The 26380-nt window shown below is 36.8% G+C and carries 22 protein-coding genes and 1 pseudogene; 2 read left to right on the forward strand and 21 right to left on the reverse strand.

All coding sequences use genetic code 11. The annotated features are described in order from the left end of the window. Positions 1 to 2: 2 nt before the first annotated feature. From GF867_RS06505 to GF867_RS06545, 9 genes are read right to left on the reverse strand one after another with little or no spacing between them, the layout of a single operon-like run. A complete protein-coding gene (locus GF867_RS06505; protein WP_153832298.1) occupies positions 3 to 2396 on the reverse strand; it encodes a DUF5696 domain-containing protein in 2394 nt (797 codons plus the stop codon). Continuing rightward, positions 2386 to 4449, reverse strand: coding sequence for an NHL repeat-containing protein (locus GF867_RS06510; RefSeq protein WP_153832299.1), 2064 nt, complete (start codon positions 4447 to 4449; stop codon positions 2386 to 2388). The genes GF867_RS06505 and GF867_RS06510 overlap by 11 nt, the downstream gene beginning before the upstream one ends. An 8-nt stretch (positions 4450 to 4457) precedes the next feature. Further along, entirely contained in the window at positions 4458 to 5327 is an 870-nt protein-coding gene (locus GF867_RS06515; RefSeq protein WP_153832300.1) for a carbohydrate ABC transporter permease, read from the reverse strand. Between the two features lie 13 nt (positions 5328 to 5340). Further along, positions 5341 to 6249: a carbohydrate ABC transporter permease gene (locus GF867_RS06520; protein ID WP_153832301.1), complete on the reverse strand. Its 909-nt coding sequence runs from the start codon at positions 6247 to 6249 to the stop codon at positions 5341 to 5343. Continuing rightward, entirely contained in the window at positions 6239 to 9154 is a 2916-nt protein-coding gene (locus tag GF867_RS06525) for an extracellular solute-binding protein (RefSeq protein ID WP_172973976.1), read from the reverse strand. Before GF867_RS06525 ends, GF867_RS06520 begins: the two co-directional genes overlap by 11 nt. Before the next feature lie 55 nt (positions 9155 to 9209). Then, positions 9210 to 10724, reverse strand: coding sequence for a glycoside hydrolase family 43 protein (locus tag GF867_RS06530; protein ID WP_153832303.1), 1515 nt, complete (start codon positions 10722 to 10724; stop codon positions 9210 to 9212). A 28-nt stretch (positions 10725 to 10752) separates the two neighbouring features. Beyond that, positions 10753 to 12252, reverse strand: a complete 1500-nt coding sequence (arfA, locus tag GF867_RS06535; protein WP_153832304.1) for an arabinosylfuranosidase ArfA — start codon at positions 12250 to 12252, stop codon at positions 10753 to 10755. Between the two features lie 36 nt (positions 12253 to 12288). Continuing rightward, a complete protein-coding gene (locus GF867_RS06540) occupies positions 12289 to 13743 on the reverse strand; it encodes an alpha-N-arabinofuranosidase (RefSeq protein WP_153832305.1) in 1455 nt (484 codons plus the stop codon). Between the two features lie 39 nt (positions 13744 to 13782). Beyond that, the gene (locus GF867_RS06545) at positions 13783 to 14739 is read right to left on the reverse strand and encodes a glycoside hydrolase family 43 protein (RefSeq protein WP_153832306.1); all 957 of its coding nucleotides are present in this window, start codon (positions 14737 to 14739) and stop codon (positions 13783 to 13785) included. A 388-nt stretch (positions 14740 to 15127) separates the two neighbouring features. On the opposite strand from GF867_RS06545, the gene GF867_RS06550 reads away from it, so the two are divergent. Next, positions 15128 to 16030 carry an ArsR/SmtB family transcription factor gene (locus tag GF867_RS06550; protein WP_153832307.1) on the forward strand — a complete coding sequence of 301 codons (903 nt, stop codon included), beginning with the start codon at positions 15128 to 15130 and terminating at the stop codon, positions 16028 to 16030. 389 nt (positions 16031 to 16419) lie between these two features. Here GF867_RS06550 and GF867_RS06555 read toward each other — a convergent pair whose 3' ends face one another. From GF867_RS06555 to yghU, 3 genes are all read right to left on the reverse strand, one after another. Next, positions 16420 to 17352 carry a 2-keto-3-deoxygluconate permease gene (locus GF867_RS06555; protein ID WP_172973977.1) on the reverse strand — a complete coding sequence of 311 codons (933 nt, stop codon included), beginning with the start codon at positions 17350 to 17352 and terminating at the stop codon, positions 16420 to 16422. Between the two features lie 432 nt (positions 17353 to 17784). Then, positions 17785 to 18129, reverse strand: a complete 345-nt coding sequence (locus GF867_RS06560; protein ID WP_153832309.1) for a DUF6176 family protein — start codon at positions 18127 to 18129, stop codon at positions 17785 to 17787. 287 nt (positions 18130 to 18416) lie between these two features. Next, on the reverse strand, positions 18417 to 19205 hold the full coding sequence (gene yghU / locus GF867_RS06565; protein WP_153832310.1) for a glutathione-dependent disulfide-bond oxidoreductase: 789 nt from the start codon (positions 19203 to 19205) through the stop codon (positions 18417 to 18419). A gap of 166 nt (positions 19206 to 19371) precedes the next feature. On the opposite strand from yghU, the gene ndk reads away from it, so the two are divergent. Next, a complete protein-coding gene (gene ndk / locus GF867_RS06570) occupies positions 19372 to 19776 on the forward strand; it encodes a nucleoside-diphosphate kinase (RefSeq protein ID WP_153832311.1) in 405 nt (134 codons plus the stop codon). 621 nt (positions 19777 to 20397) lie between these two features. Here the strand turns inward: ndk and GF867_RS06575 are convergent. From GF867_RS06575 to GF867_RS14490, 9 genes and pseudogenes are all read right to left on the reverse strand, one after another. Next, a complete protein-coding gene (locus GF867_RS06575; RefSeq protein ID WP_153832312.1) occupies positions 20398 to 20886 on the reverse strand; it encodes a GH32 C-terminal domain-containing protein in 489 nt (162 codons plus the stop codon). Between the two features lie 6 nt (positions 20887 to 20892). Then, entirely contained in the window at positions 20893 to 21018 is a 126-nt protein-coding gene (locus GF867_RS14020) for a hypothetical protein (RefSeq protein ID WP_366927781.1), read from the reverse strand. A 12-nt stretch (positions 21019 to 21030) separates the two neighbouring features. Continuing rightward, complete coding sequence (gene solA / locus GF867_RS06585) at positions 21031 to 22158, reverse strand: N-methyl-L-tryptophan oxidase (protein ID WP_216650275.1); 1128 nt, start codon at positions 22156 to 22158, stop codon at positions 21031 to 21033. Between the two features lie 469 nt (positions 22159 to 22627). Next, positions 22628 to 22861, reverse strand: a complete 234-nt coding sequence (locus tag GF867_RS14360) for a DUF3427 domain-containing protein (protein ID WP_366927782.1) — start codon at positions 22859 to 22861, stop codon at positions 22628 to 22630. Positions 22862 to 22956: 95 nt separating this feature from the next. Beyond that, positions 22957 to 23898, reverse strand: a complete 942-nt coding sequence (locus GF867_RS06595) for an AEC family transporter (RefSeq protein WP_153832314.1) — start codon at positions 23896 to 23898, stop codon at positions 22957 to 22959. Positions 23899 to 23949: 51 nt separating this feature from the next. Continuing rightward, a complete protein-coding gene (locus GF867_RS06600; protein WP_153832315.1) occupies positions 23950 to 24459 on the reverse strand; it encodes a hypothetical protein in 510 nt (169 codons plus the stop codon). Between the two features lie 11 nt (positions 24460 to 24470). Beyond that, entirely contained in the window at positions 24471 to 24980 is a 510-nt protein-coding gene (locus tag GF867_RS06605) for a hypothetical protein (protein ID WP_153832316.1), read from the reverse strand. A gap of 164 nt (positions 24981 to 25144) precedes the next feature. Further along, the gene (map, locus tag GF867_RS06610; RefSeq protein ID WP_153832317.1) at positions 25145 to 25885 is read right to left on the reverse strand and encodes a type I methionyl aminopeptidase; all 741 of its coding nucleotides are present in this window, start codon (positions 25883 to 25885) and stop codon (positions 25145 to 25147) included. Next, positions 25882 to 26070 (reverse strand): annotated as a pseudogene (locus GF867_RS14490) (DapH/DapD/GlmU-related protein); the annotation flags it as partial. The gene map and the pseudogene GF867_RS14490, both read right to left, overlap by 4 nt. Between the last annotated feature and the right edge of the window lie 310 nt (positions 26071 to 26380).

A 26380-nucleotide genomic window follows, 5' to 3' on the forward strand; every position in this document is an offset into this window, starting at 1 on the left:
AATTAATCCACCACCTTATAAGATTGAGCACCTATTTGCTGACCTTCAATCATCACTGAGTAATCATTAAAATTCACCCATATGCTGACTCCGTTATCAAAAGTAACTTGAGAAATTCCATCTTCTCTCTGGTAAGCAACAATTTTACTGTCTGAAATGTGATGATGAAGTTCAGTTAATTCTTGATAACGCTCAATAATTTCTTCACGGTATGAGCTAAAGTTAGAACTAAAGATATGCGATAAATTGGTTTCTTTTAATAAACTAGAGTCTTCATATGTAAGTAGGTATGAAGGATTCACTCCGGTTTCTACTAACTTTAAGAAAAACTCATTGGCATTCGATTCAAAATTAGAATAAGTGGCATATAAAGGTAAAGCACCTCTGAGTGCGATTGCGAAGAATGGAACTTCTTCCGCTTCAAACACATACCCTGATGAACTCATAGGTAGATTATAAATACCTACTGCATATTGCCAATAAGGTTGTAATGGCATATCTAAAAGCAAGGACTTATTTCCGACTAATTCACTAAAACTATTGATATATGACGATGCAGAAGAAACTCGATCATAAGTTGTTCCTTTTTTAGAATAAGAAAATACAGTATTTGAAATACCTGTTAGAGCCAAATTTTCTAACTCTGGAAAACTTTCCACTTTACTTGAAAGTCGATTTACTGTTTCAAGCGGCTCTAAATAGTTAAAATATCTGAACACTTTTCCATAAACGATTTCGTAATGAACACGTCGATTAAATTTGTTCGCAATATTCGCTCCAACTTCTGTATTTAAGAATGGATTATATCGCAGTGGATCATCTTCGAAGAAAATTGGAATTTCTTGCTCGAAATCTTCTACTAATTGAAGTAATTCTCCTTTGTCACCTAAAGCTGATTCAACGTCAAATCGATTCCTACCCAATGATCCGGATTCTCCATCCGCTTGCCAACCTCTGTAAATGGCTAAAAGATTCGTTAATCCAGCATCTACCAAATCAGACAGAATTTCATGCGCTTGGTTGAATGTCGTCATAGCGACTAATCGATGTCCAATCAACCCCGCTTCTAACTCCGCACCTAGAAAATCTAAGCGCATTTGAAAATCAACTGCTTTTGTTATTTCAGGTAATAGTCCCGCTTTTAACAAGTAATCTCTATATGCCTCAGCCAATCCCATCAAGTTAGCTGTTTCATCTTCCACAAAAGAGTAGCGTAACCTAATATCAAAATCATTTCTCTTATTCTGACGAACGACCATCGTTCCACTCGTTTGACTAGTCGACTGATTATAAAATTGACGATAAACAAATTTACTTGTCACCCAGTTATAAGGTAAAATGGCGCCATTAGGATAAGCCTCAATATAAGCGTGCCAATCTCCTGATTCAATCACACCTAGAAATCCTGCTTCTTTATCTTCATGAATCACACCAAATATTGGTGCAAATATATCATTCGGTTTCTGACTTGTAACCATATTAAACACTCGTGATAACACATACGGTTCATCAATTCCAATGTTAGCTCCGTAAACCATCTCTGAATAGGGTTGTTTATACTGACCTAAATGATCTTCAAGTGAAATAGTCGCACCTGAGCCATCAGGAATTAATAAGTACCCTGCTTCTTCATCCAATTTCGAATAACCTAAAAATGGATAGACATAGACATTACCAATTTTATATTTATCGGATTCTTCAATAATACTTGCTTGAGGAATTTCAACTAATAGATTATCCTCTTCTAATTCAACCGACAAAGTGAAACCAAATTCTAAATCAGGATAATATATTTCTGCATTGAAGCCTGATTCTTTTTGCGCTACATCTATTTCTGGTTTCCCACTGTACATATCCGCTTGATAATAGACAATATTCGTATCGACTAAATATTCAACAACCACACTGCTCTTGACAAAATTGCTCCAATTTTCATTGCTTTTCTCTGGATTTTCCACAGTAGAATAAAAAATGGCGCCATTATTTTTATTTCGAACAATAATGGATAAATTTTCTTCTTTCAAATACAAAGCTAATTGATCGGATTCAGCGATTTTAATATGTCCATCGATAGCGTCAACATCCTTAGCAATCACACTTGCACGACGCTCTATCATTTCTTCTCCTGTAACAAAATCTTCCTGAGAGATATTTTCTTCAATGGCAGGAGCATCTTCAATCACTTCGTCAACCAATTCGTCTACTACTAAATTATCAGTTGGTTCGGTGTTTTCTGGTAACACTTCGGTTTCGACCGGTAATTCATTGGTTACAATAGTTGGGGTGCTTGATTGATTACCACTGGTCTCGATAAACAAATAGATTGTTAACACCAAGACGAATATAACGAATATAATCAGTCGAAAATTCTCACGTATGATTTTTTTAAGATTCAAATCGAGCCACCACCTCTCTAAATATTGACACAATAAAACTAATCAGTTGATTCATTAGTGAATACACAATGAAAATTGTAATTGCAGCAATAAAAATTGCGAATGCTGTCAAGAATACAGTTCTGATGGTTTCTTTAAAGCGATAACCATTCAACTCTGTAATTGCAATCAACATTAAGCTCAATACCCAAGTTATCATAATCACATAGCCGAACTGAATAATAAACTGCTCATTCAATGTTAAAAAGTTACTCAAAATAAGTAAAATCCATTGAATCAGAATGTATGGTCCTAAACTGTAAACAAACCCGTGCATTGTCTCTTTTAACGTTGATTCGCCATCAGTGATGGTCGAAATCATATAGGTTGCGACTGAGACAAATAGACTGATAATTACAATTACAAGAACATCATTAACTAATGTATATTCTCCATCTTCGACCGTTCGAAATATAAAGCCAGCATAATATTTATTAATCACAAACGTTACTAACGCCATTATGTAAATGATTAAGGCTGATAAATTGCTCGTTTTCTGTTCTCGTTTAATTCCGTAAGCGCCATCAATTGGATGCTTAGCAAAATACGATATAAAACCTATCTCTTGTAATAATTTAATTCGCTGAGTTTTTTGCAGAATTACGTTCAACGGAGTCTTCCAAGCGTATTTGCGCTTCAAATACGACCACGCTTTAACCAAAATGAATAGTATGATTAAACAACCAATGATGCCTGTCATATTCTCCTTAAGCCAAACATTTCGAATCTCCCAGAATGAATCTGAGTAGCCTTCAATATTTTTAGCCTGTCGAAAAGATGCCATTGCTTGATTGAACTCATTCTCACGATAATATGCTTCACCAATCCCTAGATTAGCAAAGTCAAATTGCGCGTTCATCTTTAGTATTTCTTCCCAATATATTTTACTTTCTTCATAATCTCCATCTTGATATAAGTCTAAAGCATTATGTAATGTTCTGGTAAATTCTGTTGGTTCGAATAGTTGAATTTCATTCTTTGTTTCATCTAAGGTTAATATTTGATTAGCTGAGTTAATCGCTATCGCTGAACCTTTACCTAATAGACCACTTCTTTGATAACCTGCATCTGGCCCGGCGAATAGGAATAGAAATTCTCCTTCACTCGTATACTCAAATATATAACCATTTTCTGTTAAGACATAAATATTGTCATAATTTCCAACTGCCACACTTGCTGGGAATGGAATATAATTAGAGGTTAGTAAATTTGCACCACCCATATTTAATTTTTTTAATACGTCGTCAATCGTCTCATTAGCAGTGACAGTGTAAATCAAACCACGATGATCAATCGTTAGATTAGTTGCACTAGTAGGTGCTGTTCCAATCATCTTTTCTAATTGTTCTTCAGTAAATATTAATTTACGAAATTCTGTCAAAATTGACTGTTGAGCAATATTAGGTGCGAAATATCCTAAAAATTCTCCATCTGTTTCAGCATTCAACATGATAATCCCATTGTTATTACCACGAGATAAGACATAAACATTCTCTCGATTATCGACTGACAATTTAGTTGGTGAGAATGTTGCGTTTTTACCAAACGAGACTGCTTCTGGTCGTTCGAATTGATGGACTAATTCATCTTTTTCATCAAATACGAACACGATACCTGCCGATTCATCAGCAATATATAAGCGTCCATTTTCAGTGACAAACAAGCCCGTAGGATATTTAAATGCCTCATGTTTGATTTCTCGTTCAAACTCACCTTCAGCATTGAGAATAACGATACGTTGGTTACCTGAGTCTGCAATATAAATATAATCATTCGGTCCCAACTTCATATCAGTCGGTCTATTTAATGGCAGCTCTCCTACATAAGAAATCGTTCGAATAGGCTCATAGCCTGTCTGTGTTTCAACATAATTACCATAGCCATCTTGTGTATAGGTACGATAAGCAGTTTCAGCTCTCGCAACACTCGGATTAAACCCAAGTATGCTACCAGTAATCAGCAATAATAAACTTATAAGAAGCCATTGTTTGTTTTTTATCTGTGTTTTTCTCATCTCATCACCTACTTAATTCCTGAATGATTCATTGTATTCATTACATTGCTTTGCAAGATAATGAATAGCACTAAGTTAGGTATGAACATAATTAGCGAAGCAGCTGCAGCAATTCCCTGTCCTACTACAAGGTTAGTATTCGCAGCAAATGTGTTAAGATAAAAAGCCAATGTTCTCAAAGAATCGCTCGTCATAAATAACTGTGATGTTTCGATATTATTCCAGACTGCCTGAAAAACTAATAATGCCGCTGTTGCTAATGCTGGTTTAATTAGAGGCATGATCACTTTCCAATACACGGTCCATTCACTTGCCCCATCCATCAGGCTTGCTTCAATTAATTCATTAGGCACCTGATCAATAAACTGCTTGATTAGAAAAAGCGCGACTGGCATTGCTAGCAACGGTAGAATATGTGCCAAAAAGTTGTTCTCAAGTCCTAAAACATTAATAATAATGTATCTCGGGATTGTTACTGCTGTTGGAACAAACATTAACGCTGTATTGTTCAATTCAAGGGCCATTTTTTTACCTTTAAATTTTTTCTTGGATAAAACATACCCTGCCATAGATGTGATTAGAACAGCTAATATCACTACTGAAATCGTCACTACCAGACTATTAAACACATATCTACTCAGCGGAATGTTAGATATTTGAGAGGCTTTCAACAAATTCTTAAAGTTCTCCAAACTGGGTTGTTTAACAAAAAATGTAGGAGGAAACGCAAACAATTCATCCATCGGTTTAAAGGCATGATTCACAATAAATATTATCGGAAGCAACATAAAGGCTACAAAAGGTGCCAGGATGACATAAAATTTTATCTGGCTAACCTCAAATTTCTTAGGGTTAATTCCTATTTTTCGTTTGGCCATTTCATTCCTCCTCTCAATCCGTAAACAATTGTTTTGCGACATAGCTAAATAAGTAAATCATCATTAATAGTATTACTGAAATAGCTGCTGCATAGCCCATTTCATATCTTAAGAAACCATAATCATCAATATGGTTGACTATTAGTTGACCAGCATAAGAGCCTGTTACCGGATTAGCTCCGGTCAATTGTACACCAATCAACCCATTTGAGAATGCACCCACTATCGCCATTACAGCACCAAAAAACATTTGTGGGCGCATCGAAGGTATTGTAATATAAATCAATTCTTGGAAACGATTTTTAATACCATCAATTGCAGCTGCTTCGTATAATTCTTGGTCCCCATTTAATACGCCTGCTAACATAGCTAAGAAACCAACACCCATGCTTCCCCATAATCCAATTAATATCATTATAGGTAGAATAAAGTCTGCATTAATGGTCCAAACAATGGGCTCTGTTATAAAGCCTAGCCTCAACAAAAGGCCATTAACATATCCAGTTTCATTCCCACTAAATATAATCCGCCAAACTACCGTCATCGCAACACCAGAAGTCATTGATGGCGAGTAAAAAATTAGCGCTAAGATAGTTCGTGGGAGTTTAGGCAATTGAGCTAAAACCCAAGCTAACAAGAATCCTAATACATATCCACCTGGTCCAACTATCAAGGCAAAAATAACTGTGTTAGGAATGACATATTGCATAAACACATCATCTTGCGTTAATAAGTTGACATAGTTGGTCAAACCAATAAATTCTGGCGTTTCAATCGTATTGAAGTTCGTCAAAGACAGGAAGATCGCAACCGAAATAGGTACTACAATAAAGATTGTAAACATGGCAACATAGGGTAAAAGAAATGCAAAATTTGTACGAAGTTCAGCATGTTTACGTTTCTTTTGAGTCTCAGTCGTCATTTGACATTCCCTCCTCAACTAATAAATTTTCAATATTCGGCATCTCATAAGGCATAACCCACTCGCCATTTACGATATATCCAAACTCTTCTAGTTTTCTTAGCACTTCACGATTAATTCGTTTAATCGATAAGTCATTAGATTTACGTAAATTTTCACCGTCAACTACAACAGAGGTATACAATCTACTTACTTCTCTTTCAACCATATAACCACCCAATGTTCTTGGCACTTCAGCAATCCATTGCGATTGTTCTAGGATGACATTTTTGTGGCTAGTTGACCAAGGTAATTCTGCAAATGCTTCTAAATTTGCGGTATTCCACATGTATTCACGTCCATATGTTGTTTGAAGCAATACGCCAAACTCAGTTTGGACTTCTGCAGATAGCCACCATTGCATAAATTCCCATGCCTCATCTTTTCGTTCACTATCCGAGAACATAATTGAGCTTTCTGCTCCACCCGATGTCCAACGTTGTACTTCTCCTTCTTCATTTTCTACACCAGGAACAAGCGCAATGTCCCATAAATTTGCAATTTCTGGCGCAGCATTTAGAATCATTAGATACGTTCCAAAGTCAGAAATACCGATTGGAATCGATCCATCTCTGAATTGTTGATAAAAACTTGGTACATCAACTGGTAAACTATAGATTGTAAATAAATCGGTTAGGTCTCTCATTCCTTCAATTGTTGCATCCGTTGCCAAGCCCGTTTCTAAGATGGAATCTGTATAGAAATCTCCGCCGCTTTGATAAATCATTGGCATTGTCCAAGGAAATATTTTGAACGATGTTCCTAATGTTGCGGTTGGATAAAAGGCACTCATTCCTCTTTGTTTTAATGCTGGCAATAAATTCACTAACTCTTGCATTGTGTCAGGTATAGGCAAAGACAAGGAGTCTAAAATGTCTTTTCGATAGAATAATACATAAAAATTCATCGTTTCAGGCATTGCATAAACAGACTCACCGATTGCAGCAGGAATTAGTAAGTTTTTCGAATAATTTGTCGCTACATCTTCAAAGCCATCAAATTGAGTTAAATCTGCAAGTGCACCTCGAATAGCCAAATCAAACGGTAAGGCGTATCCTACACCTAGCGCTACATCAGGTTCATTTCCTGAGCTATTCGCCAATATTAATTTATTTTGATCAGGCATAATTGACAAATCAACTTGAATGCCCGTTTCAACCGTAAAATTTTGATCAATCATCTGTTGCATAATTTCGATATATTGACGAGGACGATTCACCCAAACTTGAAGATTGTCGGAATCATTCGCTACATCGTAGTCTTGAGAAGAAAACGATTGAAAGAAGCGTTGGAAAGAATTGCTAATACCTTCAATAAATCCAACTTGCGATATTGCTGGTTTTTCTGTTTGGTGAATCACAATTTCATCGATAGACACACCATTATCAGTTGCTTCTTGTAACAAAGTAGCCAAATGTGCAGTAACAGAAGCTCCACCTTTTGCTAATTCATTCCAACGATTCCCAATTTTACGTGGGGTTTCTCCTAAATCACGCAATTGAGTTTCAGCCAATTTCAATTGTTGAAATGCACCCGGGGTTGATTCAATTTTGGTCAAAGCGATTACTTCGTCTTGCAATAAAGCTAATTCATCCGCCCAAACCAATAGTTGTTCAGGAATGCCTGATATATAATCTTCTAAATCGATATCTCGATTCGTATCAACACTTCCTCCTAATAAATTTTCAATTTGTAAAGAGAGCGCTTGAATATCTTTGATTAAGGATTCAGTTCTTTCCAAGACATTTTTCACTGGATTTAATGTAATTTGGAAACTCAATTCATTTATGCCTTCTTCAAAATAAATTGGCAAATCTGATTGAGTACTTTGATTGATAAACGTTACATCTTGGTAACTAGCACTATAAGGTAACGCTTGATTAATCAAACTTTCTGAGGGGATTTGTCCATTTAAGCTCACATTTACGAACACAGGAAAATCAACTCTTGCATCTTGTTGATAGTGTAAACTTACAAAATAATAGCCAGCTGTTGGTACTTCAACTTGATAAATAATCTGGTCGTTAGCATAGCGAAACGATGCGCCATCCAGAAAGTTTAAAACACGATGTTCATTGTTATAGGGTGTTAGACTATCGTTAAAAGCTGTTCCTGGACGGATGCTCGAACTATTTTGCATATAAACCTGTTCAGCTTGTATCGTAACACTCACATCTCCCTCAACCTCTACTGTAGGATCCGATTCAGCATTCAGAACAGGTACTTCATCCTGACCTAATAAATGGATTATCAAAAGATTAAGTGTACCTTCCGTGCTTGTTAGTTCGATTTTATTCGTACCTGCTTGCAATGAAATTAGTAATGGTTCATTATGATAACCATTACGGGCAGTAAGGTACGAAGTCACTGCTTGATTCACTTTATGAATATCTGGAGAAATTTCGTTATTATAACGATCTCTTTGAACTTCTTTTTCGCGTTGCCATAAACTTTTAAATTCTAAGTTTTGCATTTCCTGGTACTGCATCTCTCCATTGACAGTCATTTCAACTGAAACCGGGAGGATACTTTCGGTGACATCTTGATAAGTCAATGCCATATAATATAGACCTGATGCTGGTGCTTCGATTTCAAACTCAATCTGCTGGAGATTCTCTAAAATCAAAGCATCATTTTTAATATTTTGTTGCGATACTGCAATTTCTGTCACTTGAAAAGACATTGCATCTTGTTTATATATTTCTAAACCGTTAGATAACCTGTCTTGAATAAAAGCGTCATAACTATGTAGAATTGTTGTTGACTGTGCCGCTACAGAAACACTAGGTAAAGACAACACTGTCATTGTGAGTAAAAAAATTGATAAAACAATAGTAGTTCTAATGGCACTTAATGTTTTGATCATTGAATCATCACCCCTTTTACTATGTGGTTGTTCGCTTACTGATACTTTAGTAAAACTAGACATCTTTTTTAATCCCCCAGACTGTCATGTTCTGGCCTATTCCTGCTATTACTTGTCGTCCTTTCGGATGTCCAATTACTTTCTGTAAATATATTTGGCAAGAAAATTCAGTACCCTCTAGATGAATTTGTATTGAGTTCTCGGCGCGTCTTGACCAACTACCCTCTTTGTATCCTGATATCTGCCCATTTTCATGTAAATAGATCGTTTGCGGTATTTTTACTTCATCTTCATTTAAGGTTCCATGATTCAACCATTCATAGCTTCCAACAACCTCCTCAGAAGATAAAGAGTATTGCTCTATATCACCACAATAGTCAAATGGCAACACAACCGGCCACCCCTCAACCGTCATTAACATTTGATGGACACGCAACTCATGTTGTTCATCCTCTCGATCGAAACGTGTATGAAACAAGATGAAATATTTTCCTTTAAAATGAAGTAACGAATTATGTCCTGGTGATTTATAACCAGGTTTTATTTCAAATAATTGATAATTGCCCATTAATTTTAAACCATAATCTTCGTTACGATCATCTGGCTGATAGAGAGCTTGCTGACCCAACATATCATAGTAAGGGCCATCTGGTCTTCTTGACCGAAACACTCGCATATTATATGCACCGTCTCTACGAAGCTCTCCATAAGTCATATATAAATAGTAGTAATCAAATTCTTTATTATAAATAATATAGGGTCCCTCACCGGACTGATGATATCCACCCACTAACTTTTTACCAAAATAGCGATCAATCACTTGCCCCTCAGAAGTTAAGGAATCAATCCCAGGATACTTTGGCAAAGCGGTATGGATATCTAATTCAAGTATAAAAATCCCACCTGACCATGATCCGTATACCATCCATAAAAGTCCATCTTCATCAAAGAATACACTTGGATCAATGGCATTCGGAGCGTAGTCTGAGTTATATGTCATACCTGCATCCTTTACCCAATTCTCACTAAAGCTAGCTACTTGCCCATTATCGATTAAATGCTGTAGATGAGTATACCGATAATTAATGTTACGTTCGGACTTATCAGTTGCATCAACTTTAGTAAAACCTGAATAAACAATTGTATCTCCATAAGTAAAAGCGCTCTCAATTTTTGGAGCAACAGCAAAGCCTATTGCTGACCTTCTCCAAGTTGAGGAAGCAGAATAAAAGTATAAATAAGCACCTTCTGAGCCATCTTGATTCCGATAATAAGGATTCCAAATAATGTCTGGCGCCCAAAGACCGTATCCACCTTCTGTATCCGCATCATTATAGCCAGCCCACTTAAGTGAGCCAGCTAAATTTTCAACTACATTACCTAATAAATAATTTTCTTCCATTGCTTCATATTCTGTTCGATGTGCAACTTGCCAATTTATTAAATCGTTTGATTTGGCAGCTGTTAAATGCGTACCAAATACATAAACTGTTTCTTCAACTTGAATCACAGAAGGGTCATGAATTGATAGCCTAGCTTTGGGATAGGTCTTCCAATTGTTTAATAGCATTCGACTTAACTCCTTTAACAATTTAATCTTATGCGATACTCAAACGAATAACATTCCAAGATAAGGGTTCCAATGTAGCCTGTACTTTATCGTCAACTAAAGCAATAGCTTCACTAATTGTCGGATAAACTCGTTCGCAATCTTTGTCATTGATATCTTTTATACCAAATCCACTCATTTGGCTGAATTCAATAACAGATGTTACGTTAATTTCACTAATCAATGCTTCAAAATTTATTACCTCTGATTCAGAACGATTGACTGCAAAAATTACTAATTCTTGTTGTTCTTCATTTAATACTGCTATCGACTCTAAATAAGGAACTTCTTTAAAATCTTTTGAATCGTAACTCGCTACATGAACATTCGGTGTTAAAGCAATTCCACGACCAAAGTCAGACACTTGTTGAAACGGATAGAAAATAGTTTGTTTCCAAGCTTTACCATCCTTCTCAGTCATAATTGGTGCAATAACGTTAACTAGCTGAGCCAAACAAGCAATTTTCACACGGTCACTGTTCTTTAATAGAGTAATTAATAAACAACCAACCAATAAGGCATCTTCAAAATTATAAATATCTTGTAGAATTGGTGGGGCAACTTGCCATGGTTCAGTGTTATGTGTTTCTTCGTTAGAGTGATACCAAACATTCCATTCATCAAAGGATAAATTAATTGTCTTATCACTTTTTTTCTTAGCTTTAATGTAATCTGCAATAGCTGTGACACTCTTAATAAAGAAATCCATGTCTAAAGATTTAGCTAAGTAATTACTTAAATCATTTTCTTGATTTCCGTAATAACGATGCAATGATATATAGTCTACATACTCATAAGCCTGATCGAGTACCTCTGCTTCCCAGGAAGCAAATGTTGGCATCTCCGTACTTGAACTACCACATAGTACCAATTCAATAGAGTCATCAACTAATTTCATCAACTTTCCTGCTTGAGCTGCTAATTTTCCATAGTCTTCAGCAGTTTTCTGACCAATTTGCCAAGGTCCGTCCATTTCGTTCCCTAAGCTCCAAGTCTTAATCGCAAAAGGTTTTTCACGGCCGTTTTTCTTTCTCAGTTCGCTTAGTTCGGTACCACCTGGGAAATTACAATATTCGACAATACGTCGCGCGTCGTCAATCGTTCCCGTCCCTAAGTTGACCGCCATATTGACTTCGGAGTTTACTTCCTCTGCCCATTCAATGAATTCATGCAGACCAACTTCATTTGTTTCGATTGTTTTCCAAGCTAAATCTAAACGACGAGGTCTGTTTTCTCTTGGCCCAATACCATCTTCCCAGTTATAACCCGATAAGAAGTTTCCACCAGGATAGCGCAACAACGGTACATTTAGTTCTGCAACTAAATCTTTAACATCGTCACGGAAACCTTGCTCATCCGCAGTTTCGTGTTGTGGTTCATAAATCCCTTCATACACGCAACGTCCCATATGCTCAACAAATGATCCGTAAATTCGTTTATCAATTTCAGAAATTCGATAGTCTCTCGAAATCCTCATCTTTGCTTCCATTAAATAAAGTCCTCTTTTCTAGATAGTATTATTTTATTAAGTTGTTTGAACATATAACGAAACAACGCTCATTGGTGGAACATTGACTGTTAGTGAATGGTTGTCATTCAGGTTAAAGTCTGTAAAGTTTGTTTTAACTAAATTGTCTGGATTTTCAAAAGTGTTGTGTTGGTCCATCTCTGTACCTACTAAAGCTTCTGCAATAACTGAAGACACTTGAGTATCTCTAATGTCAAATGTTATCTCGTCTGAATTGTTTAAATCGTAATTACAAATTGAAATTGTGAGTACATTATCTTTTTTCGAAATGGTGAAATCTGTATGGTCAGAGCCCAATCCTGTCACATCAATTAGCTCAGCATCCATATGATTTTTATATAAATCAAACACGTAATAGGTAGTTGTTTTAATCATTTGGTCACCTTTTGTTAATAGCATTGCTTGTAATACGTTAACCATCTGAGCAATATTTGCCATATGTACTCTCTCATTATGGCGATGGAAAATATTCAATGTTAAACTAGCAATCATTGCATCGCGGATTGTATTCTGTTGATATAAAAATCCAGGATTAGTATGTGGTTCTACTGCCAACCAAGATCCCCATTCATCAACAATCAAACCAACTCTTTTATCAGGGTCATACTTGTCCATAATTGTACTGTGTTTTGTAATCAACTCATCCATTTTTAAAGCGCTATCAATTAATGAAAACCACTCTTCTTCTGGAAATCCTGTTGCTGGTCTTTTATTTTCCCAATAAGAAGCTAAAGCATAATGGTGCAAACTAATGCCGTCTAAGAAATGGCCTGCATTACGCATCAATACTTCCATCCAATGATAATCATCAACGTTAGGCCCACAAGCAATTTTATAAATTTTATCTTGAGAATAATGGCGCACATAAGTTTGATACTGACGATAGAGATCTGCATAATATTCTGGACGCATATTTCCACCACATCCCCAGCTCTCGTTACCTACACCAAAGAATTTAACTTTCCATGGGAAATCTCTTCCGTTCTCACGGCGCCAATCTGCCATTGGTGACTGGCCAGGCATGGTCATATATTCAACCCATTCAGACATTTCTTGGACAGTTCCACTTCCGACATTTCCGTTAATATAAACTTCAGCACCAATTTGTTCACATAATTCGAAAAATTCATGTGTACCGAAATGGTTATTTTCCGTTACGCCGCCCCAATTCGTATTGACCATCGATTTACGATTTTCTTTTGGACCAATCCCATCTTTCCAATGATATTCATCCGCAAAACATCCACCAGGCCAACGAATCACGGGAACTTGAATAGCACGTAATGCCTCAACAACATCTTGGCGAATACCTTTTACATTAGGGATATTCGACTCTTCTCCCACCCAAACACCTTCATAAACACAACGACCTAAGTGTTCCGCAAATTGACCATAAATATACTTACTAATCTTTCCTAATTTACGCTGTGAATTGATTTGAAATTTACTCATTTGTTCTCTCCTATAGTATGTTTATTATTAGTTTGATTATTATTGACCTGGTTCTCCAAACACAGGGAATCCATTTTCATCCCAAGTAAATACTTGTGCATTTGCATGACGATCTGGTACGTCTAATGGTTCAACCTCGGTAACCTTTTTAGGTCTTGCATGATAAATTAATACATCATTTTCCCCATCTTCACTTACCGTAAAACTATTATGTCCTGGTCCGAACAAAGAATTGGCTTCACTAGAGACAAATACGGGTTCTGAACTCTTTGACCAACTTTCAGCATCCAATAATTCTGAATTCTCATCAGCCCAAAGTAGACCCATACAATAATTTTCATCAGTTGCACTGCCTGAATAAGCTATAAATACTTTTCCGTTTCGTTTTATAACCGCTGGACCTTCATTGACCCAAAAACCAATTATTTCCCAATCATATTCAGGAATTGATAGCATCGTAATTTCACCTTGCAATTGCCAAGGTGTTGCCATTTCTGAAATGTAAAGATTTGAGTTTCCTTCTATTTCAGGATCTTTCTGAGCCCAAACATAATACAATTTTTCTTGGTGTTCAAAAACCGTGGCGTCCAAACTAAAACTTTCCAAATGTGTCTTAATTTGACCTTTTTCAATCCACTTACCAGTCAACGGATTTTCATCAGAGCACTCAAGTGCATACATTCGATGTTGAAACGTTCCATCTGCAGTCTCTGCACTGCCAGCTGCTGCAAAATAGATGTACCATTTGCCTCGGACAAAATGAATTTCAGGAGCCCAAATCAATCTGCTCATCTCCCCTTCAGTGTGGGCATTCCACACTGTTGCACATTCACCAGTCTCTAACTCATTAAGCGTCCGAGCGCGTCTGACTTCAATTTCCTGATAACCTGGTACTGATCCTGTAAAATAATAATAACCGTCTGAATGCTTATATACCCATGGATCAGCTCGTTCTAAAACAATCGGATTTTGATAAACAATTTTTTTCTGTGTCATACTATTCCCCTCATCTCCACTATCATACTTAACTTTTTTGTTAACCAAAGATTTAATTGCCTAATTCATACTACACTTTTTTGTGATTTGATAAAAAAAATCAATGCAAAATCCAATCCTTGTTCAACTTACAAGTCAATCATATACACATAAGTAAGCGTTGTCAATAACTTTTTTGTTTCTCTTATGTAATTTAATTATTCACAATCAACGTTTTTATTAACCTTACATCAACTTAGCCAAACCACACAAATACCTATACAACAGTTCAGATATCACTTTTATCCGAATATCCACTTTAAAAATACGAAAACAAACTTAACCTTGACATTAACCAAATAAAGATTTATATTATGGTTAAGTTAATAGAAAGAAAGTAGGTGACTTAATGCAATTAGATATTTCTGAAGCATCATTAGCAACGTTTGAAGCATTAGCAAGTGATGTGCGACTAAAAATTATCCAACTTTTATCTCTAAAAAAAATGAATATCAAAGAACTCGCGACAGAACTAAATTTAAGTAGTGCAATTGTCTCTAAACATATCAAAAAACTTGAAGAAGCCGAATTAATAAAAACAGAAAGAATTCCCGGAGTATCTGGACTTCAGAAAGTTTCAATTTTAAAAGTTGATCAAATTAATATAGTATTCCCAACGAAAATTTACCCTTCTTTCGAAGTTTATGAATCTTCAATCCCAATTGGCCATTATACTGATTATCATATTCAACCAACGTGCGGATTAGCAGATGATACTGATTTCATTGGTCAAGTAGATGAGCCTAGGTTTTTCATGGATTCAAGACGCATGAATGCAAATATTCTGTGGTTTACATCAGGATATGTTGAATATAAAACACCTAATTTGCTTAAAGAAGCAGACACTTTACAGCAAATTGATATCAGCATGGAGTTAAGTTCTGAATTCCCTTTCTCAAATGACGTTTGGCCATCAGACATTACTTTCTGGCTCAATGACATTAAACTTGGTATTTGGACTAGCCCTGGAGATTTTGCAGATACTAGAGGTAAACTCAATCCAGATTACTGGCCAGATAACTTAAATCAATATGGCTTACTTAAAACCATTCGAATCACTAAACATGGTACCTATATAGATGGGGACTTACTATCAGACATAACTATTGATGACATTCATCAAGGTTTCGAAGTCTGGAATCTAAAGTTTGAAGTAAATCAAGATGCTGAAAACGTCGGTGGATTAACGCTATTTGGTAAAAATTTCGGTAATCATGAGCAAGATATTGTTGTAAAAACTTATTATTCTTAGTTTGATTTTAGAGAAATAGTGTGCTTTCACACTACATTCGTACTTACCCAATTCGTCAAAAAATCAAAAAAGGCTTTGCTCGAACTTTTAGTTTTGAGTAAAGCCTTTTAGTACAGAGAACAGTTAAACGAGTTATTGCTTTTTCGACTGTTAATTGTTTAATTTTATACCCTGAAGTAAGCTTAGAAGATGTGAATTACATTGCTGAGGAAAATTTAACTGTTACACACTTTGATTTCTAAAATTATTAATATTTACACACACATAAATAAAACCCTGCCGTTAAATAAACAGCTGGGTTTTGTTTGTTATAAAGTATTTATATACTAAGTTGCGTTGGCATATCATATGCCTATCAAATAAATTAACATTTTTCTAATTTATACTTGCTACACCTTCTTATACTTCTTCCCAATTACAAACGGAATAAGGAGTGACGTAATAATTGAGGCGAATAGTATTTGTGAACTAGCGGATGTGACAAATGGTTCAATTTCTGGGAATCCATGCGCAATTGTTGGTGCCACGATTGTTGACACCCCGGCCACTGACATCATCGCAAAAGCCGATAAACCGTCATGTTTCAACCATTTAGTATCTGCTACATACAGAACTGACATTACCAACAAGAAAATGACAGTCAATAGGATTCCTGCACCACCGGATTTCAAAGCTTCCATAAAATTCATACTTTGACCTAAGTTCCAACCTAAAAATGGTAATAAGGCTCCAACTAATGGACCGAATAACTTGCCGAAAGCGGGATCAATATTTCCTAAGATAAAACCAATTATTAATGGGAATAGTGCGGACAATATCGGTGACCAGTTAATACCCGCCAATCCTTCTACTGAAAAGAAAGTGCTATAAATAATCATGGGTAAAATCGGTAAAGTCACTGACGTTGATAGACCTATAATCATGCCGTCTTCTTCATAACCGTATTCTTCTAAGATAGACAACTGCATAGCGGGATTGACACTAAACATTGCTGCTACAAATGCAACTCCTGAAATTCCCCAAATCCCTTGATGCCCAAATAAAGCCAAGAAAGCAAATGACAAAATAGTTGCAATGACGATTTTGACTAACAACAAAGCTCCTTGATGTTTTAATAAACGCTTCAAAATTTGAATATTTATTCGTGAGCCTGTCGCAAAAGCTAATAAACCTGAAATAAGATTCACACCCGCACTACTAAACATCGCTTCAGTAAAACCACCTACTTTAAATAAATCAGGCCAAAAAGTATATAGCACCATACTAATTATTAGTGGAACGAGAAATGTTCCGGCTGGTACTTTATTGATTAATTTCAACATAAGTCTCAACTCCTCCATTTTATTAATTCTCATTGTATATTTATAACGCTTACATAACCAATTTTATTTCCTTTATATGCAACAGTTATTAAAAAGTTGCATATAAATTATTAATAGCGGAGTAAGGTGCACAGAGTCTGTCATCTCAATCCCTTTAAATACTCTCCCTACGCTCGATGTCATTAAATTCCGTCTATCAGTTTTAACTTGATAATACAAAACTACTTTTGTTGAACGACCACAAGTAGCACAACGAAGTAGTTATACCCTAGCCGCTTGAACTGGAAAATCCCTCACAACCGTGAGACTTTGAATGCGACTACCGCCTTGGAAAAACAATAAGCTGGGCGAAGTATAAGCGGTGTTTATTCCTTATAAAACTCAAAAAGGCAAGCCCTAGCTCACCTCACAATATATATTCTATTAATAGATTCAGTTCATGCTATTGCGGACTTTTTCAGGAATCATCACAACTTCAGGTGATAAATCTACTGGCCTAAAAGTCGGATCGATACACTCTTCCCAATATTCTAAGTGCTTTTTATCAATCCAGTGACTTGAGGTTTCAACGTCTTGTCCACCCTCACCTTGGACAGAGTACCAATATAAGTATTCTTCACCGTTTAAAATTTCTCTGAAAATCGTTTCAACATACATCTTTTCGCCTTCTAATGTGACTAAGACATCTTGCATATTGCCATTTAGAAAGGCCAACCATTCATCGACTTGTTGGCTCTTACCAGGTTTTACTCTAAACCTTGTCAATTCTACATTCATCAAATGCTCCTCTTACTTCCATTCTTATCTTTCTAATAGACTAGATAAATCCGTACAAATCCAAGTCCTTTAAATTCCGTTTATCAGTTTTAACTTGATAATATATCGATACTTTTTTGAACTATCCTGCGCAGCTCAGCGACTTGTTTTCCAAAGCGGTACCAGGAGGAATCCATCGCTAATAATAATAGTCGCTTGGTAGGACTTTGAGCGTAGCATAATATTTATAATACAGAATAAGACCGGCCGAACACATCCGATGCGCGACCAGTCTTATTATATTTCAATTATTCGCCTAGTTCTTTGTATTCAACTTCAAGACCTTTTTGAACACCAGGTCTTTCCGCAATACGTTGTGACCATTCCATTAAATGTTTGTAAGCTTGAACATCTAAGAACTCAGCTGAACCTTCATATAAATTACCTAAAGCGAGACGTCCATACCATGACCAAATCGCAATATCGGCAATTGTATAAGTGTCACCTGCAATATAAGGACGTTTAGCTAACGTTTGATCCAGTAAGTCTAGTTGACGCTTCGTCTCCATTGTAAAGCGGTCAATTGGATACTGCATCTTTTCGGGCGCATAGGCGAAGAAATGACCGAAGCCACCCCCTACATAAGGGCCTGAACCGATTTGCCAGAACAACCAGTTCAATGCTTCTGTACGGCCATGAATATCTTCAGGTAATAATTGACCGAATTTCTCTGCTAAATAAAGTAAAATCGAACCTGATTCAAAGATATCCACTCGCGGCGATTGGCTTTGGTCGACTAAAGCTGGAATTTTAGAATTTGGATTGATGGCAACGAAATCTGAACCAAATTGATCGCCGGTTCCAATATTAATGAGATACACATCATAGTCTGCTTCTTGAATCCCTAAAGCTTTCAATTCTTCTAACATAATGGTTACTTTAATACCGTTGGGTGTGCCTAAAGAATATAATTGAAACGGTGCTTCACCAACCGGTAATGTCTGTTCAAAACGACTACCTGCGGTAGGACGATTGCCGCCTCGCTCTGAGTTTTCATCTTCCCACTGCCATACATTCGGTACTTCATACGCTGTCATTCGACCACTCCTTTGATTGTTGTTAACTCCACTATAACATTTCACCACATCATTTACTAAACTTTTACTTCCAACCCGAGGCAAAATACTCAATCAAATGACTTCGCTACCGTTCTATTTTCAAGCTTGATATAATGAAGAAAATATCTGCAAGGAGCGTGACGAAATGTTAACACAACAGACTTACATCATGTTAAAGCCGGATGCTTTGAAAAGGCAATTGTTGGGAGAAATCATCACACGCATTGAAAAGAAAGGTTATCAAATTGTTCAAGCCAAGCTCATTCAATTAAATGCGCCTTTAATCGCTGAACATTATGCGCACTTACTTGATCAGACCTTTTACCCTAAGTTAGAAACTTATTTATTGTCCGGTCCAGTATTTGCGATGATTGTAGTAGGCCCAGATGCTATCCAAGGTATGCGCAACATGATGGGGCCTACAAACGTATTTGAAGCTACTCCTGGTACGATTCGCGGTGATTATGCGACAGATGTGACCTATAATTTAATTCATGGTTCTGACTCCGTCGAGAATGCTGCAATTGAGATTGAGCGTTTCTTTGGTTAGTCCTATTGGAGAAACAAAAGACTCCTGAGCAAATGTTAATCAACTGATTGCTCAAAAAGGCAGGAAAACAAAGCATGCGCCACAGTTGCTTGAGGTTATTCAACATAATTAGCACGTACTTGTTACCCGCATAAATTTGGGTCAAGAATATCATGAGAAACTACCCTTTTCAACAATTAGTAATTGGTTTTACGAAGGCGTCTTAATTCTTACTTTACGGTCCTAAGAAAAAAGTATCTGTCGCCAACTTCAGAAATACAAGACAAGTTTAATATTGGTAACCCTAATTCCAAAAGACCCAAGTCAACTGAAGCAGACTGAGGTCTTTTGGGAATTTGGATAAAATGAATACTTCATCTGGAAAGAGTAAAGGGTATTTCACAATGGGTACAGAACATAAAAATTGGTCATACTCAACTTTTATGATTCCTTGCAGTACTAAAACTACTCCGTTATGCACCCGGCAATTGATTAGTTAATGAGCAGTCTGCCTGAGAAGGCTTTAAAAATCATTTGCTTCCGATTACGGAGAAATTTTTAAGTACACGACTTTATTAATTGGGTAAAGAAAAAATTGTCACCCTAATTATTACCATTCGTCATATTAAGTGAATTTAACGGTTAATTACTGTCACTGAGCGTTACTTCTTTAGTTTCTTTAGTTTCACTGTATATTTCAATTGTTTTGATTGGAGAATCGAAATAAACTGTTCTACTCATTGCTTTTCCATCTATAAAGACTTCAATGGAAGAGGTATCCATTACTAATTCAAGAGCCTTGACTGGATTGATGTCCATAGACCGTTCATTAGTATAGGTTGCTTCCTCTGTAATCTCAGGATTCACATACTTTCTTGAAATAGATACCACACTTTTTTCTAACATAATTGAGAAATATTCCTCTCGGTCATTCCCAATCTTAATCGATAGATTAGTTAATTCAGAGGGTGATTCAACTTTACGATAGTTAACCTTTTGATTCTCAATCAAAAAGTGATCGTTAAACGTTGCTTTATCATTCAGAAGTCTTAATCGATCATAAAATTCAGTTGGTATCGTATGAATTATTTGACCGTCTTCTAAAGATAACACGCGAGGTAATGTCATCATGCCTGATCAACCATGTTGTAGTTCGGCTGTTACGTTAGTTCGGCCCCACATTTGTTGCCAAGCCACAATAATTCTTCGCCCTTGATCATTTAGACAAGTTTGAGGTGCATAATAGTCTAGTCCATGATCAATTTCGAAAGAAGTTTATTTAAATCGATTGATTGAAAAAGGAGTAATATTCTGATTAGTCCTCCCTGAAATAATCAATTCACTTAAAATCTGTCCAACTACACTGCTAAATTTAAAACCATGTCCTGAGAAGCCTGATGCGATCGCAACGTTTGAATAGTTAGGATGCAAATCAATAATGAAATCTTCATCAGGAGTTCGTGTATACATACATGTTTTACCGTACTTCAATTGTTGTGTAGAAGGCATGTAGTCATGTAAGAATTGGCTTAAATCTGTCGTATCTTCCTCTAATTCGCCAAATTCTGGGATGGCTTCATCTGGATTGATTGTCTCTCCTCCATCATGCCGGCCCACTTTTAATCCGGAACCATTAATACTTGGAAAACCATAATACAGTCCTTGAGATGTCTCAAATGAGAAAGCTGGAAAATCCTTATAATTATACAAGTTTTCATCGGCATCAAACCATGCAAATGTTTTTCTTACAGGATTTAGAGGGAGATTTAAGTCCAACATGGAAAGGAGACTTCCTGACCACGATCCTGCTGAAACCACTAACGCATCTGCGGTAAAAGTTTGCTTCTCGGTTTTGACGGTAACTCTTTTATCATGAACCGATAATTCTTTCACTTTGCTATTAGTTAAGATGGTAGCTCCGTTTTGCTCTGCAAGTTCTCGATAAGCTTCAATACATTCCACAGATTTCAGCACTCCTGACGTTGGTTCAAAGCACCCCACATACATGTTTGGTAAAGTGATGCCCGGCCAACGCTTATTTACTTCACTTGAATTTAACACCTCAAGTGGCAATGAATAGGCTTTTGAACTTGAGATGATGTTCTGGGTAAAATCCGTGTCTTTAAGGCCTGCGTTTAGAACACCCGTTTGGATAAATAACTGTTTTCCCGTCTTTTTCTCTAAGTCTTTCCACAATTCTTGAGCCTTGAGCGCCAACGGAACGTATTCTACACCTTCGCCATACGCATGCCGAATGATTCTCGTCTCTCCGTGATGACTCCCTTTGTTATGAGGTGGGTTAAAGGAGTCTATTAATAAAGTTCTCTTCCCACTTTTGGCAAGAAAATAACCTGCCGCCATCCCCATCGAACCAGCGCCAACCACAATTACGTCATAATGCACAGTACGTTTCCTCCCTTAACAACACAAACTAATTGGCCGTATTCATCCCATAAACACGGTTTCTGTCGCCGTGCCTGTGATTGTATAACTACTTAGTAGCAAGACACCACTTGTCAGCACTGTTAGCCATATTCTTTTAACTCTATACGAAGAACGTTGTAAAATCAACGGAATGTTTATGCATATGTTGGGGACACCCTAAACCAACAAAGAGTAGAACTACTTTTTTACAAAGGTGCACTAGTTCGTTATTCCCCGTCAAAGATACCTTTGAACTGCTTCTGTTAGAGAAACAATGAAGGGGATTAAATCGTCTATATTATATTGTACTTCTGATACACGCATAGTAGATTATTATTAAAATGAACGTTTAGAGGTGCCAAAGTCAAAACCTTTTCTACAAAATTATAAATAACCATCACAGTAGATTCGATCGACTGTGATGGTTATTTATTTGACTTAACTACGGCTACCTATTCACAAGGTATTGATACAACTCAAATGGCACTGGATATTCAAGCTCGAAGTCAATTGTCACAACTGGGACTGTTTCTTCTTTCCTAGACATTTCGATTTGTTTTTCACTATCTTTGATCGGGATTACTTTGCCTAAATAATAAAACTCTCCCTTTTCAAGTTCGTCCTTCTGTACAAATAACAGCAAAATTAGCCCTGATACTCTGTATTGCTTTGGATCAAAAATTTGAAGATATGTTTTTTTTTAAATAGCTATTCACAAAAAAACTCCAACCACTTCCCTTTATAGGTTAGCGGCAGGAGGTTTTTCATTTCATATGACTACAACATAATTTTCAATAACACTGGAATATAAAGTAAATAAAGTAAGACTGAATAGCCTAAACTTGAAGCCGCAAATTTCTGGTCCGCTTGATAAGAACGCGCTAGAATCGGAATAGAATTCTGCATAGGCATAGCTGCTTGAATAATAAATACCGATAACATCAGAGGTGGTACCGTGATAAACTGGCCAACAGCCCATACTAGTAGTGGTGAGATTAGATAGCGTCCCACCAAAACCCCAATAATTTCTTTATCCAAGCTCAATTTAGTAATCCCAACACCATAAACAATAATGCCAATAATAAACATCGACAGTGGTGTCGTTAAATTAGCCAAATAAGCTAGGAAGGTTGTGACTGACTCAGGCAAAGGCAACTGGATTAAAACCCAAGTCACTCCCAGCATAAAACCGCCGAGCGCTGGTGAGAATATCTTCTTCAAAGCAACCAGTGGATTAAATTGAACTTTCTCTTTGGTAAATTGAGGGTTGTCGCTGGCAATTAAATAAATACCCACTGTCCAGAATAAGGTCGTATTGACGATATAATATAACAAAGCAAAGGGAATTGCGCGACTACCAAAGATTGCATAATTAATCGGTAAACCAATAAAAATTGTGTTGGAACAAGTAAAGGCGGTTGAAAAAATACCACGCCTTGAAACAGCCAACTTAAAGACTTTAATATAAATAAAACTGACCACAAATGTCAGTAGCATCGAAACAAGTGGCACAATCGTTCCTTTGGCTAATTCCAGAAATTCTGCTTGCGTAAAATTACGTGTAATCGTCAGAAACATACTAGACGGCAAGGCAATTTGCAGTACCAGCTTAGAGAAAGCATCTCCAACGGTATCATTAAACCAGCCCTTGTAGGTCAAATAGTAACCTAGAAACATTAAGACAAATATAAAGACAATATTGATATAGACTGCCCCCATGACGCCACCTTTCTTTGCTTTAATCTACTTTGCTAGCTTAGTTTTTAATATCTATCGTTTATTGCGAATGCCTTGCTGAAGCAACCACTCTCGAAACGTCTCTTCTGAACCTTCTAGAAAACTATTCTTTTCAAGCTGAACGATGGTTTCCCCCTTCATAATCAGTACGAAAAAATTTTCCGTCTCTAAAGATACCTTGATTTCTTCAATCTCACTCGTAAACATTAACGTCTCATTTCGATAGATTGACATCTGACTATCTATTACGACCTTATTAACTAGATCACTCGGTGTTGCTAAAACACTTCTGTTTTTCAGCATTTTTCGGTACGCAAGTCTAGGTCCAATTATCGCCAGCAATAAACAAATTAACACAGCTAAAGCGAAGACATAGACTGTTCCTACCACATCTTTAGTGAAAAACCACATCATAGCTACCACAAAAATATAGGCAAAGCCTAATTTCTTCGTTATTTCGCCAGCTCGATTTTTCATGGCTCTATAGATACTTTCTTTGAATTGCTCGTCTGTTATCTTTGGAAATTGATTGATAAAAATCATTCTACACCCCTCTAAACTTTCTTAATCCCTAATTTTCTGAGTTCCTTCATAAATTCCTCCGATGTCCCCGTCAGAAAAGCATTTTTCTTAAAGGCAACAACACTGTCTCCTTCTAATACTAACAAAATAAAATTATCCGTCAGCATAAAGGCTTTTGCCTGATCGAGTTGACTTATTGCAACAAGTTCCTCCCCCCAATATATCTGAATATCTCGTCCGAAAACCACTCGATTAATCAAACTTTTAGGACTTTTCATCACTGAGTGTCTTTTTTTAAGAGTTATTAAAGCAATCCTCGCAGTAACGCTCGGTTGCAACCAAATAAGCACTATCATAACCCCTGCAAAACTACCGGTGACTTTCCATAGTCCGATGTAATAATGAATGAACAAAGAGAACACGATAAACACTATTAAATTGTATATTTTGTAATTCTTTTTCATTATATATTTAAGCGAAAGATAATTCACTTCAGAAAATTCCTCACTATTTAACGCAGGATATTCATTAACAAATTCCATTCAATTCTCCTTAATTTCAAGCCTCACTAAGCTGATTTTTGTACAATAACATTTATTAATTTTACTATACTAGTAAACCAAGTGCTAGCCAACAGCAATCCAAACAAAACAGCCACCTTCAACTCTTTTAAGTTGCGGCAGCTGTTTCATAGTCATATTGAGTCCTAAAGGGTTGTAATAATTGGGCCATCTTTAGTGATGATCAGCGTGTGCTCGTATTGAGCAACGATGCTTTCTTCAGTGAACAGCGTCCAGCCATCCTCGTCCTGCTCAACTTCTTCCTCATAGGTTGAAATAAAGGGTTCAAAGGCAATCACCAGACCATCGACTAGTATCTCATCATCCCAACGCGAAAAGTAGTTTAAGACGTGCTCTGGCTCCTCGTGAATCGAACGACCGATACCATGTCCAGTCAGGTCTTTAATGACCGTCAAGCCATGACGACGGGCTGTATTATGAACGGCTTTACCCAGACCACTTAACTTAGAACCAGGTTTTGCTTTAAGAAGACCGGCATCGAAGGCTTCTTTGGCAACGTCACACACTAAGTGCGCGCGAGGGTCCCCTTGACCCACCACAAAAGAAATCCCCGTATCCGCGAAATAACCATCCTTAGAACCCGACACATCAATATTGACAATATCGCCCTCTTCAATCACGCGATCGCCGGGAATTCCATGGGCAACCTCTTCATTGACACTAATACACACATGGCCTGGAAAATCATAAATTTCAATTGGCGCCGATTGAGCGCCCTCTCTTTCAAAATAATCTTTGGCTAAATCATCCAACTCTTGAGTCGTTATCCCCGGCTTAGTATAAGCGACTAACTCATTACGAATTAAACCACAAATTCTACCAATTTCTTTTAGTCCATTAATTTCTTCTTCATTTTTTGCAATCATATAATCCCTCTTTTTGGTTTGTTTATCTTATTAATCACTTTTGCTGGAACACCGCCAACAATCGACAATGGCGGTACGTCTTTTGTTACGACACTTCCAGCCGCAATGACTGAACCCTGTCCTATCGTCACACCTTTTGTAATGGTCGCGTTTGACCCAATCCATACATCATCTTCTATGACGATTTTAGCTGGATGTAGAACGCCTCGATCTGCCGGTAACAAGTCATGGTCTAAAGTTGCTAAGACCACTTGGTGACCGATTAATACGTTATTACCGATTTGAATGCCTCCTTGATCTTGCATGTGCACATTCGCGTTAATAAACACATTTTCACCAAAGCGTATATTACGCCCGAAATCCATATAAAAAGGTTGCCAAATACTGACAGACTTGGGAATATCATAATTTAAAATCCCTTGAACTATCTCATGCATTTCGTCCTCATTTAGATATCCAGCGGTATTGGCCTGTCCTAGTCTTTTACGTGTATCT

The sequence above is a fragment of the Fundicoccus ignavus genome (genome assembly GCF_009659375.1).
GTDB classification, from domain to species: domain Bacteria; phylum Bacillota; class Bacilli; order Lactobacillales; family Aerococcaceae; genus Fundicoccus; species Fundicoccus ignavus.